Below are 17,178 nucleotides of genomic sequence, written 5' to 3' on the forward strand. Positions count from 1 at the left end.
GGAAGCCGCGCCTCGCGAGCAGGCGTGATATGCCCGTCAAAAGCAAAGAGCCCGCCAACTTGGCGGGCTCTTTGCTGTCGTGGGCGTTGCTTCTGCAGGCGTCGCTGGCGCCTGGCACCGGGACCTTTCAGCCCCTTGTCCCGCACCAGGGACGAATCAATTCACCCGCTTTGCCAGCTCCGGGGCCAGGCGTTCGTTCATGCTGCGGAAGGCCTCCACGGTGGTGTCCCAGTCGATGCAGGCGTCGGTCACGGAGACGCCGTAGGCCATTTCGCTCAGGTCCTCGGTGATCTTCTGGTTGCCCCAGCCGATGTTGGACTCGACCATCAGGCCGATGATCGAACGGTTGCCGTCGAGAATCTGGTGGGTGACGTTGTCGAGCACCAGCGGCTGCAGGGCGGCGTCCTTGTTGGAGTTGGCGTGGGAGCAGTCGATCATGATGTTGGGCTTGACCCCGGCCTTCTTCAGCTCCTGCTCGGCCAGCGCTACGCTCACGCTGTCGTAGTTCGGCTTGCCGTTACCCCCGCGCAGCACCACGTGAGCATAGGCGTTGCCACGGGTGCGGATGATCGCCACCTGGCCCTGCTGGTCGATGCCCAGGAAGTTGTGCGGGTGAGCGACCGACTGCAGCGCATTGACGGCCACGTCGAGGCTGCCGTCGGTGCCGTTCTTGAAGCCCACCGGGCATGACAGGCCGGAGGACATCTCGCGGTGGGTCTGGGACTCGGTGGTGCGGGCGCCGATGGCCGACCAGCTGATGCAGTCCTGCAGATACTGGGGCGAGATCGGGTCGAGTGCCTCGGTGGCCAGCGGCAGGCCCAGCTCGGAGAGCTCCACCAGCAGGCGACGGGCGATGTGCAGGCCTTCCTCGATCTCGAAGGAGCCGTTCAGGTGGGGGTCGTTGATCAGGCCCTTCCAGCCCACGGTGGTGCGCGGCTTCTCGAAGTAGACGCGCATCACGATGTACAGGCTGTCCTTCACCTCGTCGGCCAGGCGGCGCAGGCGACGAGCGTAGTCCAGCGCGGCGTCCACATCGTGGATCGAGCAGGGGCCCACCACCATCAGCAGCCTGGGATCGGTGCCGTCGAGGATGTTCTGCACGGTCTTGCGGCCCTCGATCACCGTGGCCTCGGCCTCGGGAGAAAGAGGAATTTCCTGCTTCAACTGCTCAGGAGTGACGAGAACATCCTGGGCCAGGACGTTGAGGTTGTTCACCTGCTTGTCGGACATGAGGTCTACCTGTGTGTATCGTGTCAGCGCTGACGTTTCTGCGTGGCTCTACTATCCCTTGAGGGAGGGGTAAATTCAATCGCCTGAGGGAACCTTGTCGCGCACCCGATGTCGGAGCGGCGTCGAGAGATGCACTTAGAGAACGCTTGATGCGAGCCAAGGAAACAGGAACACTTGTGCCTTTTATCATGACGAGACCCATGACCTATACATCGCCGACAGGCGAAAGGTGGCACCCTGTTGCCAAGGGCCAGACCGAGGGTCCGGCGTCGTCAGCCCGACATCGTCGGGGAGGAGAGACATGACGCCCAAGGAAACGGACCAGCAGCTGGTGGCACGCGCGCAGAAGGGCGATACCCGAGCCTTTGACCTTCTGGTCAAGAAGTACCAGCACAAGATTCTGGGCCTGATCGGCCGCTATATCAGCGACCATGCCGAGGTGCAGGACGTGGCCCAGGAAGCCTTCATCAAGGCTTACCGGGCGCTTGGCAAGTTTCGCGCCGAGAGCGCCTTCTATACCTGGATGTACCGCATCGCCATCAACACCGCCAAGAATCATCTAGTGTCCCGCGGGCGTCGTCCGCCGGGCAGCGATCTGGATATCAATGACGCCGAGATCGTCGACATGAGTGGCCGGCTGGCCGATATCGAGACACCGGAGGCGTCCATCGCCAGGGACCAGCTCGAGGCGGCGGTATTCGAGGCGATCGAGAATCTTCCCGATGACCTGCGCACCGCCATCACCCTGCGCGAACTCGATGGTCTTTCCTATGAAGACATCGCCCAGGTCATGCAGTGCCCGGTGGGTACCGTGCGCTCGCGCATCTTTCGCGCCAGGGAGGCGGTGGATCAACATATTCAGCCGCTGATGACGACCTCGCGAAACGCCGAGTCACTTTCCTGATTCGCTATCGCGAGCCTGCGAGCTGGTCGTGGGCGCAGGGGTGAGGCAGGGCGACCCCTTTTGTTGCCGAATTCCCCATTTTTTTCAAATTGGGATGAACTGTTCGCCAGATTGGGCGTCTTACCCAGTGACCGGCCCGATGCAATAATCAACGACGGTCGTCACCTGGCGCTCGAGCCGGTGGCGAGTAACCGAGAATCGGTGGCGGAACCTGGCGCATCTCCGGTGGTCTATGGAGCTGGAGGCGCGACGCTTCGTCGAAATGAGGTGTGGAGAATGAGTCTGAACGCACGGGAATCGCTTTCAGCCCTGATGGACAATGAAGGTGACGAGCTGGAATTGCGTCGAGTGCTGAAGTCGCTCGAGAGCGACCAGGACAGCGCCGAGAGCTGGCGTCGTTACCATTTGATGCGTGCCGCGCTGCGCCGCGAGACCGATAGTGACCCCTCGGTGGATCTGTCCGCCGGTATCCTGGCTCGCCTCGAGGATGAGCCTGCGCCGCAGATGGAGGCTCCCGCCGACGGCGCGGTCGCCAAACGCGGCGGAATGGGGCTCGCACGCGGTGCCGGTATTGCCGCGGCGGTCTCGTTGATGGTGATCAGCGGGGTTCAGTTCTACAACGGCGCCTTCGATGGCTCCATCGACGGTTCCGGTGCCGGTGTGGCCAGCAGCGGGGCTGCGGGTGGCGTAAGCGGCGGCGTAAATAGCGGCGCAGCACAGACAGCGTCCGCCGTGCCAGGTGCAGAGCTCGCCAGCGTAGCGGCGTCTCGGCCTTCGCTGATGGATCTGCCGATGTTTCAGTCCGGCACAGGCTCCAGCAATGGCCTGATGACCGTCGGCGCCCAGGTGGCCTCGCCGATGATGCTGTCGCCATCTGCCCAGCAGTCGCGGGTCAGTGACCAGGCGCAGGCCCAGTTGTTGCAGTCGTACCTCGATCGTCATGCCCAGGGGGCGGCCTTCAGCAGTGCCGACAACTGGATGCCGATGCTGCGCAGCACCCCGGCGGAAGCCCGTTGAGGTGATCGATCTGGCATCGAGATAGCAATGATCTGCTCGGCCCTGAGGGGCCGAGCGCATTCTCAGCAGTGCCTGTCAGGACATGATTTCTATGCCACATCAGGGGTCGCTTGCAGCGTTGGCCGGCTGGCTGACGCTTTCCCTTGTCTGTCTTTCTCTTCCCGCCCAGGCCGTTGCCGACCCTGGTGTCGACGCCGTAGCGGCGAACGCCAAGGCCTCGGCTGACTCGGTAGCTGACCCGAATAGTATCCAGAGCGTCTACGACTGCAGCGCCTTGACCGCCTTGTCACCCCCCGAGTCTCCGGGAGACTGGTTCGAGCGCAGTGTCTGGGCTTCCCATTGCTACCAGTATCAGGCGCGCGCCGTTCGCATCGTCGATGAAGAGGTGGTGACGCTGTCGGTGGCCCGCGACATCCAGCAGGGCGTCGAGCGCGATCGCCTCCACTTCCTCGATGGCCCCAGTCGCTCGCTGCTGCGAGAGGGGGGCGCCTTTCGCTTCGAGCTCGGTGATAGCCAGGGGGCGGCGCCGGCCTCTCCCCAGGCGCTGGTCGAGCACCTGTCACGCTTCTATCGGCTGCGCTTCGACGGCGAGGAGCGCATCGCCAATCGTCACGCGATCCGTCTGGAACTGTTGCCGCTTGACGCCATGCGCTACGGCTATCGCATCTGGCTCGACCGCGAGACCGCCATCCCCTTGAAGCGCACCCTGATCGACGAGCGGGGCCAGGTGCTGGATACCTTCCAATTGGTGGCGATGACGCCGCCGGAACGCTACGACGGCAAGGTGGAGCTGCGCCGGCCGCCGTCCTCGGCCAGGCTCGACTGGCGCGCAGGCTGGCTGCCTCGCGGCTTTGTTGCCCAGCCGCTGATGGCGATGGCATCGGACAGCGATGGGCCTCGCCGCCACAAGTTGTACAGCGACGGCCTGTCGACCATCAGCCTGTTCGTCGAACCGGTAGCGGGTTCACGGGTACTAAGGCCGGGTGTCCATCGACTGGGTGCCAGTCACGCCGCGGTGCGCCGAGTGCAGCGTGAAGGCCAGTTGCTTCAGGTGGTGGCCGTCGGCGAACTGCCCCCCAGCGTGCTGGTCAAGGTGGCCGAAACCCTTGAACTGGCCGAGGGGCAGTCGCAGGGCGTTAGCGATGGTGCGCGCCCTGAGGCGGTGAGCAACGTCCACCAGGAAGCGTCGTCATGAGCACCGACTGCGCGACCGCAGAGGCGCGAGTGGTGGGTTGGACGACCGCCGGGGTCAGGGTAGCGCTGGCGGCAACCGGCGGCTGCGGGCGCTGCGCTGCTCGGGGCGGCTGCGGGGCGCGTTGGCTGCTGCGCAGGAGCGACGATCGGCGTGAGCTCGAGATCGATACCGAGCAGCGTCCCGCCATCGGGCAGACGGTGACCCTGGCCCTGTCCCGGACGAGCCTGGTGCGCGCCAGCGTGCTGGTCTACGGCCTGCCGCTGTGGTTGGCGCTGGGGGCGACCCTTGCCGTCAACGTCCAGTCGCCGGATCACTGGTCGCTGCCGCTGGTGTTTATCGCGGGCCTGGCCCTCGGCGGCGTGGTGCTGCGCCGGCATCTGCGCCGCCGCGCCGAGGCGTATCGGCCCACCTTGGTGCCGTAGCCCCGTTGTGATAGCCCCGTTGTGATAGCCCTGTTGTGATAGCCCTGTGCCCGAACACTTCACGGGCCCTTGGCGCGTTATTTTGCCCGCTAATGACTGAACCTTTTGGCGGCGTGACGGTACTACAAGAAGCGACCCTCGAGGTTGCGTTCGATGCACTCTGAGTCCTATCTGAGTCTTACGCAGGAGCCTTGCATGAAGCCAATGACTCGCACCCTGTCCATGTGGATGACGCTGGTGGTGGGAATGGTTGTCGCCCAATCCAGCCTGGCCAGGGATCTTCCTGATTTTACCGAACTGGTCGAAGAGGCCGCCCCCGGCGTGGTCAACATCTCGACGACCCGGGTCACCGAGGGCTACTCCACGCCCTTCGGCGATCTCGGTGGCCAGGAAATTCCCGACATCTTCCGTCATTTCTTCGGTGATCGCTTCCCGGTGCCGCCCGGGGGAGGCGGTGGTCGCACCGAGGAACGTCAGTCGCTGGGCTCCGGCTTCGTCATCGACGCCGACGGCTACATCATGACCAACGCCCACGTGGTGGAGGGCGCCGACGAGATCATGGTGCGCCTCAATGACCGTCGTGACCTCAAGGCCGAGCTGGTCGGGGCCGACGAGAAGACCGACGTGGCGGTACTGAAGGTCGATGCCAGCGATCTGCCGACGCTATCCCTGGGTGACTCCGACGACCTCAAGGTGGGGGAGTGGGTGGCCGCCATCGGTTCGCCGTTCGGCTTCGATCACTCGGTCACCGCAGGCATCATCTCGGCGATCAACCGCACCCTGCCGCGTGACGCCTATGTGCCCTTCATCCAGACCGACGTGGCGATCAACCCGGGTAACTCCGGCGGACCGCTGTTCAACCTCGACGGCGAGGTGATCGGCATCAACTCCCAGATCTTCACCCGTAGCGGTGGCTTCATGGGGCTGTCCTTCGCCATTCCGATCAATGTCGCCATGGACATCGCCGACCAGTTGCGAAGCGAAGGTCACGTCACCCGGGGCTGGCTCGGTGTGATGATTCAGCCGGTGTCCAAGGACCTGGCCGAGTCGTTCGGCATGGACCGCCCCGAGGGTGCTCTGATCGCCGACGTCGATCCCGACGGGCCGGCGGCGCGTGACGGCGTCCAGGCCGGTGACATCGTGCTCGCGGTCAATGGCGAGACGGTGGAGCGCTCCAGCAACCTGCCGCGGTTGATCTGCCGTGTCGCTCCGGACAGCGAGGTCGAGTTGACCGTGCTGCGCGCCGGGGATCGCAAGACCCTCAGCGTCACCGTTGGCGACTGGCCCGAGGAACTGGCCGGTGGCAGCGGTCAGTCGTCCGGCAGCGCGTCGCCGGCGCGCCTGGGTCTGGCGGTGCAGTCGCTGTCCGACGCCGAGCGTGACAAGTACGGCATCGACGCCGGCGTGCGGGTCAGCGACGTCGACCCGCGTGGCGTGGCGGCGGCTTCCGGCATCCGGCGTGGCGATATCATCGTCAGCGTCAACCAGGTCGCGGTGGAAAGCGGTCGCCAGCTGAGCCAGCTGGTGCGTGAGCTGCCCGCCGATCAGGCGGTGCCGGTCCGTCTGTACCGCGATGGTCGCTCGTTGTTCGTGGCGCTGCGACTGGCCGACGACTGAGGCGCGTCCCGCTGACCGACGACGCCCGAGGGCCGCCATGGCCCTCGGGCGTTGTCGTCCTGTGATATCGAATCGAGCCGCCGCAACGGCTTGGGATGCGCGGGGCAGGGGATGCCGGTACAATAGCGCCAACTTTTTTTTCCGCGTCATCGGGGCAGGGCGAGCCTGTCGCTGTCCGGTGCGTTCTCAAGATGGAATCATCCTGCATGTCTGATCCTGATAACCGCAAGGTAATCAATAATATACGTAACTTCTCGATCATCGCTCACATCGACCATGGCAAGTCCACCCTGGCCGATCGCCTGATCCAGAGTTGCGGTGGCCTGTCAGAGCGCGAGCTCAAGGATCAGGTGCTGGACTCCATGGATCTGGAACGCGAGCGCGGCATCACCATCAAGGCCCAGTCGGTGACGCTGGACTACCACGCCAACGATGGTGAGACCTACCAGCTCAACTTCATCGATACCCCGGGGCACGTCGACTTCTCCTACGAGGTGTCGCGCTCGCTGTATGCCTGCGAGGGCGCACTGCTGGTCGTGGACGCCGCCCAGGGTGTCGAGGCCCAGTCGGTGGCCAACTGCTACACCGCCATCGAGCAGGGTCTCGAGGTGTTGCCGGTGCTCAACAAGATGGACCTGCCCCAGGCCGACCCCGACAAGGTCGCCCACGAAGTCGAGGAGATCATCGGTCTCGACGCCACCGACGCCTGTCAGGTGTCGGCCAAGAGCGGTCTGGGCATCGATGCGCTGCTCGAGCGGCTGGTGCGCGATATTCCGCCGCCCAAGGGTGACCCCGAAAAGCCGCTGCAGGCGCTGATCATCGACTCCTGGTTCGACAACTACCTGGGCGTGGTATCGCTGGTACGGATCTTCGACGGCGTGCTCAAGAAGGGCGACAAGATTCGCATCCTGTCCACCGGACGTGATTGGCAGGCCAACGAGGTCGGCATCTTCACCCCGCTGCGCAAGGAGACCGACATCCTGCGCGCCGGTGAAGTGGGCTTCGTGGTGGCCGGTATCAAGGACATTCAGGGGGCTCCGGTGGGGGATACCATCTCCCACGCCAAGACGCCGGACGTCAAGCGGCTGCCGGGCTTCCAGAAGGTCAAGCCCCAGGTCTACGCCGGCATGTTCCCGGTCAGCGCCGACGACTACGAAGACTTCCGCGACGCGCTCGAGAAGCTGGCGCTCAACGACGCTTCGCTGGACTACGAGCCGGAAAACTCCGACGCCTTGGGCTTCGGTTTCCGCGTCGGCTTCCTCGGCACCCTGCACATGGAGATCGTGCAGGAGCGTCTGGAACGCGAGTACGACCTGGACCTTTTGACCACCGCGCCGACGGTGGTCTACGAACTGGCGATGAAGAACGGTGACGTCAGCTACGTCTCCAACCCGTCCAAGCTGCCGGACATGGCCGACGTCGAGGAGATGCGCGAGCCCATCGTGCGCGCCAGCATCCTGGTGCCCCAGGAATTCGTCGGCAACGTCATCAGCGAGTGCGAGCTGCGTCGCGGCACCCAGAAGGACATGCTGTTCCTGGGTAGCCAGATCCAGCTGACCTACGAATTGCCGATGAGCGAAGTCGTCATGGACTTCTTCGACCGGCTCAAGTCCATCTCCAAGGGCTATGCTTCGCTCGAGTACAACTTCGAGCGCTTCGAGGCGGCCAAGCTGGTACGCCTCGACGTGCTGATCAACGGCGACCGGGTCGATGCCCTGGCGGTGATCATCCATCGCGATCACGCCCACAGCCGTGGTCGTGTGCTGGTCGAGAAGATGAAAGAGCTGATCCCGCGTCAGATGTTCGACGTGGCGATCCAGGCCGCCATCGGTGGCCAGGTCGTGGCCCGTTCCACGGTCAAGGCGCTGCGCAAGAACGTGACCGCCAAGTGCTACGGCGGCGACATGACCCGCAAGAAGAAGCTGCTCGAGAAGCAGAAGGCCGGCAAGAAGCGCATGAAGCAGGTCGGTCGCGTGGAGATCCCTCAGGACGCCTTCCTCGCCGTGCTCAAGGTGAACGACTGATGCCCCAGCGGCGGTCGATCCGTCCCGGTGTGACGCCGGGACGGCTTGCCCCTCCCTCAGATACCGACTTACAAGCCACCTGGAAACACTGATATGGACTTCTCCCTGCTGCTGGTGATCGCGGTCGCCGTCACCGGTCTGATCTGGCTGCTCGACCTGGTCTGGTGGCGCCCCCGGCGTCAAGCCGTCACCGCAGCCGCCGAAACCGGCACTACCGAAGGCGTGGATCTGTCCGCTCAGGAGCTTTCGCGCAAGGACCCCTGGCCGGTCGACTACGCCAAGTCGTTCTTTCCGGTGCTGCTGGTGGTGCTGGTGCTCAGAAGCTTCGTGGTGGAGCCGTTTCAGATTCCGTCAGGCTCCATGCGTCCGACGCTGGAGGTCGGCGATTTCATCCTGGTCAACAAGTTCACCTATGGCCTGAGGCTGCCGGTGGCCAACACCAAGATCCTCGACCTGAACGAGCCGGAGCGGGGTGACGTCATGGTCTTCCGCTATCCCCAGGACCCGGCGGTGAATTTCATCAAGCGCGTGGTGGCGCTGCCCGGCGATACCCTGCGCTACGTCGACAAACAGCTCTACGTCAACGGCGAGCCGGTGCCCAAGACGCTGCTCGACGACGCTCCGGAGAGCGCGCCAGGTGAGCTGCTGTTCTCCGAGCAATTGGGCGAACATCAGCATCAGATCTACAATAATCCCCGCGATCGCGGCCCGCTGGTCCACGACGTCGTGGTGCCCGAGGGCATGTACTTCGCCATGGGCGACAACCGGGACCACTCCAATGACAGCCGCTACTGGGGCTTTATCCCGGAAGCCAACATCGTCGGCAAGGCCTTCGCGGTATGGATGCATTGGGACGGTGGACTGCCGAGTTTTTCCAGCGTGAGGACGATCCCGTGATCGCTTCAACGCCGCTTGGTTCTTCCATCGTCAGCACAAAGAGTTAACAGGAGCGTCGTGAGCAATTCCCTGACCCCCTTCAGTCGCCGCATCGGCCATGAATTCCAGGACGCGAGTCTGCTGGAACTGGCCATGACCCACCGCAGCTTCGGTGGGCGCAACAACGAACGCCTCGAGTTTCTGGGTGACTCGATCGTCAACTTTGTCATCGCCGAGGCGCTGTTCGAGCGCTTTCCCGAGGCCCGTGAAGGCCAGCTTTCGCGCCTGAGGGCGCGCCTGGTCAAGGGCCAGACCCTGGCGGAGCTGGCCCGGGAAATGCGCTTCGGCGAATGCCTGCGCCTGGGTTCCGGCGAGATGAAAAGTGGCGGCCATCGGCGTGAATCGATCCTCGCCGACGCCGTCGAGGCGGTGATCGGTGCCATCTACCTGGACGCCGGCATGGACGCGGTACGCACGCGGGTGCTGGCCTGGTTCGAGGAGCGCCTGGCGCGCATCGACCTCAAGCAGTCCCAGAAGGACCCCAAGACCCGCCTGCAGGAGTTTCTGCAGTCCCGTCAGGCACCGCTGCCTCGCTACGAGGTGACCTCGGTGGAAGGCGAGGCCCACGCCCAGACCTTTACCGTGGAGTGCCACGTCGAGATGCTCGACGAACACACCGTCGGCACCGGCGCCAGCCGCCGCCACGCCGAACAGATGGCCGCCGAAAGCGCCCTGCAACGCCTCGATCCCAAGGGAGTCAGCGCATGAGTCAGACCTGTGGATTCGTGGCCATTGTCGGCCGTCCCAACGTCGGCAAGTCCACCCTGATGAACCGTATTCTCGGACAGAAGATCTCGATCACCTCGCGGCGGCCGCAGACCACCCGCCACCAGGTGCTGGGGATCAAGACCGAAGGCGACGCTCAGGCCATCTTCGTCGACACCCCGGGTATCCATATCCTCGGCAAGGACCGCAACAAGGCGATCAACCGCTTCATGAACCAGGCGGCGGTGCAGGCCCTGCGGGACGTGGACTGCGTGGTCTTTCTGGTCGACCGCACCCGCTGGACCGAGGAAGACCAGATCGTGCTGGACCGTCTGGCCAACGTCGAGGCGCCGGTGATCCTGGCGGTCAACAAGGTGGACCGCCTGCAGGACAAGGCCACCCTGCTGCCGTGGTTGGCCGAGCTCGGCAACAAGCGCGAGTTCGCCGCGGTGGTGCCGATCGCCGCCCAGCACGGCACCAATGTGCCGGAGCTCGAGGCCGAGATCGACAAGCACCTGCCCGAGGGTATCCACTTCTTCCCGGAAGATCAGGTCACCGACAAGAGCATGCGTTTTCTGGCTGCCGAAATGGTACGCGAGAAGGTCATGCGCCAGCTCGGCGACGAGCTGCCTTATCAGATGACCGTCGAGATCGAGGAGTTTCGTGACGAGGCCCGGGTGGTGCACATCAGCGCGCTGATCCTGGTCGAACGTCAGGGCCAGAAGAAGATCCTGATCGGCGACAGCGGCGATCGCATCAAGAAGATCGGCCGCGAGGCACGCCTGGATATGGAGCGGGCGCTGGACAAGAAGGTCATGCTCAACCTGTGGGTCAAGGTCAAGCGTGGCTGGTCCGACGACGAACGCGCCCTCAAGAGCCTCGGCTACGACCTCGACTGAGCCGTTCCCCCGCGCCCCGGCAGGATCATCGACGACGATGGTCCTGTTGTGATCCTGTTGCCCCGACGTCGGGATCCCCATGCAGCCCCAGCCCGCCTTTCTGCTCCACAAGCGTCCCTACCGCGAGACCAGTGCATTGGTCGAACTGCTGACTCTGGACCACGGGCGTGTGCGCGCCGTGGCCCAGGGCGTGCAGCGTCCCGGTAGTCGCTCGCGCAGTCAGATGCAGCCGTTCGCGCCCCTGCACCTGACCTGGCAGGGCGATCGCGAGCTCAAGCGGCTGCGTTTGATCGAGTCCCGTGGCCCGGCGGCGATGCTCGCCGGCGAGGGACTGCTGTGCGGTCTCTACGCCAACGAATTGCTGACCCGACTGCTGCCGGTGGAGTTGCCGGTGGGGCAGGTGTTCGCCTTTTACACCTCGGCGCTGGACGAGTTGGCGACGCCGGCCTCTCGCGCCGCGGCCCTGCGTCGGCTCGAGTTTGCGCTACTCGATGCGCTGGACGCCGCGCCGCGTTTCACCACGCCCGACGGTGGCGGCCTGGATCCCCAGCGGCGCTACCGCTTCGAGCCCGGCAGCCGGGCCTTTGTCGTCGCAGAGCGCGGCATCGACGGGCGCACCCTGCGCCTGCTGGCCGGGGCCGACTGGGGCGAGGCCGGGCTCGCCGGGCCGGCCAAGGCGCTATCGCGTGCGGCCCTGGCGCCGCTGCTGGGCGACCGGCCGCTGCGCTCCCGTGCGCTGATGGTCGCCATGGCCGAGCGTCGCCGCCAGGCGCGCTGACCCTTGTCGCCCTGGCGCCGCTGCTGGGCGACCGTCCGCTGCGCTCCCGTGCGCTGATGGTCGCCATGGCCGAGCGTCGCCGCCAGTCTCGCTGACGTTTCAGCGCGCTGATATCGCCTTGCCGCGGGTGACCGCCGGCCTGTCGGCGGTGCTACCATAGGGCTCGTCTTTCATCCCCATGACGGAGAACCCTGATGCATCCCCCTCGACTGCTGCTCGGCGTCAACATCGACCATATCGCGACCCTGCGCCAGGCCCGCGGTACCCGCTATCCCGACCCGATTCAGGCGGCCCTGGTCGCCGAAGAAGCCGGCGCCGATGGCATCACCGTCCATCTGCGGGAGGACCGCCGTCATATCCAGGAACGCGACGTGCGCCTGCTGGCCGAGGTTCTCAACACCCGCATGAATCTCGAGATGGCCGTGACCGAGGAGATGCTGGCGCTGGCCGAAGAGGTACGTCCGGCCCACGTCTGTCTGGTGCCGGAGAAGCGTGAGGAGCTGACTACCGAAGGTGGCCTGGACGTGGTCGGCCAGTTCGACGCCATCGAAGCCGCCTGTCGCCGACTGGCCGCCGTGGGGGCAGAGGTATCGTTGTTCATCGATCCCGATCCGGATCAGATCGCCAGCGCCAGGCGCGCCGGTGCTCCGGCCATCGAGCTGCACACCGGCGCCTTCGCCGAGGCCGATAACGACAGCGAGCGGGCTCGCGAGTACCAGCGCATCGTGGCCGCCGCCGAAATGGGCGTCGAGCTCGATCTGATCGTCAACGCCGGTCACGGCCTGCATTACCACAACGTCGAGGCCATCGCCGCCATCCCCGGCCTCAACGAGCTCAATATCGGTCACGCCATCATCGCCCGGGCGCTGTTCGTCGGCCTCAAGGAGGCGGTGGCGGAGATGAAGCGACTGATGCTGGCCGGCTACGAGGCGGGGCTGGTCGCGGCCATCGACGAATTTGAGCAAGAGCACGAGCATGAGCACGACCACGACCACGACCATCAGCACTGAGGCGTTGCCGATGTCAGCGCCGGCTCGAGGAGGCCTGTCTGTCGGGGCCTTGCCCGGGAATACCGGGTCTCTCGGAGCCCTGGCATGATCCTCGGCATCGGCACCGACATCGCGCGGATCGAACGCTTCGATGCGGCCATTGCGCGCCATGGCGCGCGCTTCGCCGAGCGCATCCTGGGGCCGCTGGAGGCCGAGCGCTACACCGAGGCGCCACGGCCTTCGGCCTTTCTGGCCAAGCGCTTCGCCGCTAAGGAGGCCTGGCTCAAGGCACTGGGCACCGGTCTTCGCCACGGCATGCGCTGGACCGAGATACAGGTGGTCAACGATCCCCTGGGGCGGCCGGAGCTGGTGGTCTCGGGGGAGGCGCTACGTCTGGCCGACCAGGCGGGCGTCGGCGCCTGTCACCTGAGTCTCAGCGACGAGAGCGATGTGGCACTGGCCTTCGTGGTGCTCGAAAGGCGTTGAGCGCTGCAGGGGGGCGCGACAGTTGCCCGCGTCGGCTAAACCGGTCCCTTCAGTGGGGTTTCTCCGCTGTCCTGCTGCCAGCGCTCGACCTGGGTCATGGCCTGCTCCAGGGTGGGCAGCAGCGGACGAACCCCGTCGATCCCGCGTGAGCGAAGTCGGGTCTCGAGGGTTTCCACCAGCAGCGCCATGCGCGGTACACCGCAGTAGCGGCAGGCACCGTTGAGGGCGTGGATGCTATCGAGCAGGGCTTCTTCGTCCTCGGCCGCCAGCGCCGCCTCGATCTCTCGACGGGTCTCGTCCAGCGATGCCCCCAGGCTCGCCAGCAATTGCCTGGCCAGCGCTTCGCGCCCACCCGCCAGGCGGGTGCCCAGGGCGATGTCGATGTCGGGCAGGTCGTTGCCCTGGTCATCGCTGTTGTCACGGGTCTGGCCCTGGTCCTTGCCAAGGTCCTTGCCATGGGCCTGGTCTCGGACGGCCGGCTCGACCGAGTCATCAGCGTCACTGGCGTCCTGTCGATACTTGTCGGTGACCGGCGAGTTCGGCGCCGGGGTCATCTCCGTCAGGCCGCTGCCCAGCCTTTCTCTAAGCAGGCGGTCGAGGCACTCGGTGTCGAGTGGCTTGATCAGCACATCGTCCATGCCGCTTTGCAGAAGCGCTCGGCGCTGGTGTTCCAGCACGTGGGCGGTCACCGCGATGATCGGTCGCTTCGCCCAGGCGGGGCTGAGTTGGCGGATCGCCTGGGTCGTCTCCACACCGTCCATGCCACCCATGCGAATATCCATCAGTACCATGTCATAGAGCTGCTGCTGGGCCAGCGCCAGGGCTTCTTCCCCACTGGTGGCCAGGGTCACGCGCCGCTCCGGGCCTTCCACCAGTTCTCGCAGCAGCAGGCGGTTGGTCTCACTGTCATCGACGATCAGCAGGCTGGCCATAGAGGTTTGCGTGTCCGGCGAAGGCGGTGGGGTCTGCGAGTTGTTCCACTGGGGCGGTGCAGCCGGGGCCGCTGTCGACGTCTCGTCGGGCACATAGGGCTGGCGAGAAGGTAGCGCCGGCGTGGACGTCGGCGCAGGCAGGCTCGGCCTGTGGCGAGTACCGGCGAGGGCGCCCTCCACCGCTTCCGCCAGGGTCTGGCGAGCCAACGGCTTGGACAGTACGCTCGAGCCATCGGGCAGGCCCAGTCCGGGCACATCCGGAAGTCCCGCATTGATCAACAGCAGGGTGGGGCAGTTGCGCTGCCTGAGTCGAGCGCGCAGCTCGCCGATGCGGCCCTCTTCGAGCTCCTCGATGGCGATGGCTTCCAGTGCCAGCGCGGCCTGCTGGGGGCTCGCCACAACCCGGGCGTCCCACTGTTCGAGCATATGCAACAGGGCCCTGCGGGTGGGGCCGTGGGGTTCCTCGACAAAGATCGAGGCCTGGTCGAGCGCCAGTTCGGGCGCACGCACCTGGCTTGCGGTGCTGGTCAGGGGCAGGGTGAAGTGGAAGGTGGAGCCGTGGTCGAGGGTGCTGTCCACGCCGATGGTGCCGCCCATCTGCTCGATCAGCTGCCGCGAGATGGCCAGCCCCAGGCCGGTGCCGCCGTACTGGCGACTGTGTCCGGCGGTGGCCTGGCGGAAGGCCTGAAACAGCCGTCGCTGCTGGCTGTCACTGAGGCCGATGCCGGTATCGCTGACGCTGATGCGCAGGGTGAAGCGCTCGTGGCGGGACTGTTCGACCATGACCCGCACGATGATCTCGCCGCGGTCGGTGAACTTGATGGCATTGTTGACCAGGTTGGTGATGATCTGGCGCAGTCGCAGCGGATCACCGGTAATTTCCGCCGGTACGTCGTCATAGATCAGGCTGAGCAGCTGCAGGCCCTTCTGCTGGGCCAGTGGCGCCTGGAGCCCCAGCACCTCGTCGACCAGCGACTGGAGGTCCACCGGCACCTGTTCCAGTACCAGACGACCGGCTTCCAGCTTGGAGAAGTCGAGCACATCGTTGACCAGCGACATCAGGTTGTCGCAGGCCCGTTGCACCTGGTCGAGCCACTCGCGCTGACGCGGGTCCAGCGACGAGCGCCCCAGCAGCCGGCAGAAGCCGATGATGCCGTTGAGCGGCGTGCGGATCTCATGGCTCATGTTGGCCAAAAACTCCGACTTGACCCGGTTGGCCTCCACCGCCTGGCGATGGGCCATGTCGAGCTCGATGTTCTGCACCTCGATGGTCTCCATGGACTCCTGAAGTTCCGAGGTGGCGTGTTCGATCTGCTGCTGCAGGTCTTCGCGCGCCCGCGCCTGGTGGTCGATCAGGGCGTTGACCCGGCGCCCCAGCTCGGCCAGCTCCAGCGGGTGGTCCAGCGGCAGGTGGTGGGGCTGACGACCGGCGGCCAGCTGGTCGAGCAGGTGGGCGATGTCATCCAGCGGCTGGGTCAGGCGGCGGCCCAGGGTGAAGGCCACCAGAAACAGCAGAAGGCCGCAGACCAGCAGGATCATGGCGCCCCTGGCGATATCGCTGTAGGTGGCGAGCAACAGCAGCGAGGCGTCGATATCGAGGATCAGGTAGGCGCCGTCCACGGCAGTGATCGGCGTCGTCAACACCCACTGGCGATAGTGCTGGGTCAACAGCCCCTGGCTGGGAGCCTCGACGTTCAGCGCTTCGGCCCGCAGTCGACCGAGTTCAAGCACCACCTGATCCTGCTGCACCAGGCGCAGGGCACGGACGCTGGGAATATCCATCAGGCGATTGGCAGCGGCCTGAACGCCGGCAATATCGTCCAGCGACAGGGCCTCGCCCAGCTCCGGGGCCACCAGCCGCGTGGCGGTAGAGAGGTTTTCTTCCATGGCGGCCTCGCGCAGGCCATGGTCCTGATACAAGGCGAGGCTGATCGCCAGCCCCAGCAGCAGCAGCGGCAGCCCCACGAGGGCTAGCATCAACCGTGTTCTCAAACTCATAGGCGCTGCGTTCCTGGCCGGGAATAGGCGCGGACGAAGAGCGGCCACCGCCGCCTCGTACGTCTCCATGTCACCCCATGGGACCATGCCTGTCCAGTGGCGAGGGGCGTCGATATAATGGCGTCAGATGACGTTACAAGGAAAGTCTTATGGAATTCCCCTACCTCGACCAGCTGGTCGGCAAGACCCCGCTGGTCCGCCTCAAGCGCATCAGCGCCGGGCGCAACAATGTGCTGCTGGCAAAGCTCGAGGGTGACAATCCGGCGGGCTCGGTCAAGGATCGGCCGGCCCTGTCGATGTTCGACGAGGCCGAAAAGCGCGGCGAGATCGCCCCCGGCGACACCCTGATCGAGGCGACATCCGGCAATACCGGCATCGCCCTGGCCATGGTCGCGGCGATGAAGGGCTATCGCATGGTGCTGATCATGCCGGAGAACGCCTCCAGCGAGCGGAAGCAGGCCATGGCGGCCTATGGTGCCAGGCTGATCGAGGTCAGCAAGGAAGGCGGCATGGAAGAGGCCCGTGACCTGGCCGATAGCATGGTCGCTCGAGGCGAGGGCAAGTCGCTGGATCAGTTCGCCAATCCCGACAACCCGCTGGGTCACTATCGCACCACCGGCCCCGAGCTGTGGCAGCAGACCGACGGTCGGATTACCCACTTCGTCAGCTCCATGGGGACCACCGGCACCATCATGGGGGTGTCGCGTTACCTGAAGGAGCAACGCGCCGACATCGAGATCATCGGCCTGCAGCCCGAGGACGGCGCCAGCATCGCCGGGATTCGTCGCTGGCCCGAGGCTTACCTGCCGAAGATCTTCGAACCCCAGCGGGTCGATCGGGTACTGGACATCGGCCAGCACGAGGCCGAAGAACACATGCGCCGACTGGCCCGGGAAGAAGGAATCCTGGCGGGGGTGTCCTCTGGGGGCGCCCTGGCCGGGGCGCTCAGGGTGGCCGAAGAGGTCGAGAACGCGGTGATCGTGTTCATCGTCTGCGACCGGGGAGATCGTTATCTCTCCACCGGTCTGCTGGCGCCGGAGTCCTGA

15 protein-coding genes are annotated in these 17,178 nt (G+C 65.4%); 13 read left to right on the top strand and 2 right to left on the bottom strand.

The features are described from left to right. Positions 1 to 156: 156 nt before the first annotated feature. Positions 157 to 1,230, bottom strand: coding sequence for a 3-deoxy-7-phosphoheptulonate synthase (locus EBB56_RS11120; protein WP_045993477.1), 1,074 nt, complete (start codon positions 1,228 to 1,230; stop codon positions 157 to 159). 301 nt (positions 1,231 to 1,531) lie between these two features. On the opposite strand from EBB56_RS11120, the gene rpoE reads away from it, so the two are divergent. The 12 genes from rpoE (at position 1,532) to acpS (ending at position 13,202) form a co-directional block, all read left to right on the top strand. Continuing rightward, on the top strand, positions 1,532 to 2,134 hold the full coding sequence (rpoE, locus tag EBB56_RS11125) for an RNA polymerase sigma factor RpoE (protein ID WP_108447692.1): 603 nt from the start codon (positions 1,532 to 1,534) through the stop codon (positions 2,132 to 2,134). A 276-nt stretch (positions 2,135 to 2,410) separates the two neighbouring features. Then, positions 2,411 to 3,151 (top strand): sigma-E factor negative regulatory protein, encoded by a 741-nt coding sequence (locus EBB56_RS11130; RefSeq protein ID WP_045993479.1) that lies wholly within the window; start codon positions 2,411 to 2,413, stop codon positions 3,149 to 3,151. 91 nt (positions 3,152 to 3,242) lie between these two features. Further along, the gene (locus tag EBB56_RS11135; RefSeq protein WP_162816352.1) at positions 3,243 to 4,346 is read left to right on the top strand and encodes a MucB/RseB C-terminal domain-containing protein; all 1,104 of its coding nucleotides are present in this window, start codon (positions 3,243 to 3,245) and stop codon (positions 4,344 to 4,346) included. Then, entirely contained in the window at positions 4,343 to 4,768 is a 426-nt protein-coding gene (locus tag EBB56_RS11140; protein ID WP_045993480.1) for a SoxR reducing system RseC family protein, read from the top strand. Before EBB56_RS11135 ends, EBB56_RS11140 begins: the two co-directional genes overlap by 4 nt. 195 nt (positions 4,769 to 4,963) lie before the next feature. Beyond that, entirely contained in the window at positions 4,964 to 6,385 is a 1,422-nt protein-coding gene (locus EBB56_RS11145; RefSeq protein WP_124804380.1) for a DegQ family serine endoprotease, read from the top strand. Between the two features lie 206 nt (positions 6,386 to 6,591). Beyond that, positions 6,592 to 8,409, top strand: a complete 1,818-nt coding sequence (gene lepA, locus EBB56_RS11150) for a translation elongation factor 4 (RefSeq protein ID WP_045993482.1) — start codon at positions 6,592 to 6,594, stop codon at positions 8,407 to 8,409. 93 nt (positions 8,410 to 8,502) lie between these two features. Then, on the top strand, positions 8,503 to 9,306 hold the full coding sequence (gene lepB, locus EBB56_RS11155; protein WP_108447696.1) for a signal peptidase I: 804 nt from the start codon (positions 8,503 to 8,505) through the stop codon (positions 9,304 to 9,306). Positions 9,307 to 9,363: 57 nt separating this feature from the next. Next, positions 9,364 to 10,053 carry a ribonuclease III gene (rnc, locus tag EBB56_RS11160; RefSeq protein WP_045993484.1) on the top strand — a complete coding sequence of 230 codons (690 nt, stop codon included), beginning with the start codon at positions 9,364 to 9,366 and terminating at the stop codon, positions 10,051 to 10,053. Beyond that, entirely contained in the window at positions 10,050 to 10,949 is a 900-nt protein-coding gene (gene era, locus EBB56_RS11165) for a GTPase Era (RefSeq protein WP_045993485.1), read from the top strand. Before rnc ends, era begins: the two co-directional genes overlap by 4 nt. A 79-nt stretch (positions 10,950 to 11,028) precedes the next feature. Continuing rightward, a complete protein-coding gene (gene recO, locus EBB56_RS11170) occupies positions 11,029 to 11,727 on the top strand; it encodes a DNA repair protein RecO (protein WP_108132702.1) in 699 nt (232 codons plus the stop codon). Positions 11,728 to 11,921: 194 nt separating this feature from the next. After that, positions 11,922 to 12,737 carry a pyridoxine 5'-phosphate synthase gene (gene pdxJ, locus EBB56_RS11175; protein WP_124804381.1) on the top strand — a complete coding sequence of 272 codons (816 nt, stop codon included), beginning with the start codon at positions 11,922 to 11,924 and terminating at the stop codon, positions 12,735 to 12,737. A gap of 84 nt (positions 12,738 to 12,821) precedes the next feature. Continuing rightward, positions 12,822 to 13,202: a holo-ACP synthase gene (gene acpS / locus EBB56_RS11180; RefSeq protein ID WP_108132704.1), complete on the top strand. Its 381-nt coding sequence runs from the start codon at positions 12,822 to 12,824 to the stop codon at positions 13,200 to 13,202. A gap of 35 nt (positions 13,203 to 13,237) precedes the next feature. On the opposite strand, the gene EBB56_RS11185 is transcribed toward acpS, so the two are convergent. Next, positions 13,238 to 16,132, bottom strand: a complete 2,895-nt coding sequence (locus EBB56_RS11185) for an ATP-binding protein (RefSeq protein ID WP_185696420.1) — start codon at positions 16,130 to 16,132, stop codon at positions 13,238 to 13,240. Between the two features lie 149 nt (positions 16,133 to 16,281). Between EBB56_RS11185 and cysM the strand changes: the two genes are divergently transcribed. Beyond that, on the top strand, positions 16,282 to 17,178 hold the full coding sequence (gene cysM, locus EBB56_RS11190) for a cysteine synthase CysM (RefSeq protein ID WP_124804383.1): 897 nt from the start codon (positions 16,282 to 16,284) through the stop codon (positions 17,176 to 17,178).

This window comes from Halomonas sp. YLB-10, from assembly GCF_003856855.1.
Taxonomy (GTDB): Bacteria; Pseudomonadota; Gammaproteobacteria; order Pseudomonadales; family Halomonadaceae; genus Halomonas; species Halomonas litopenaei.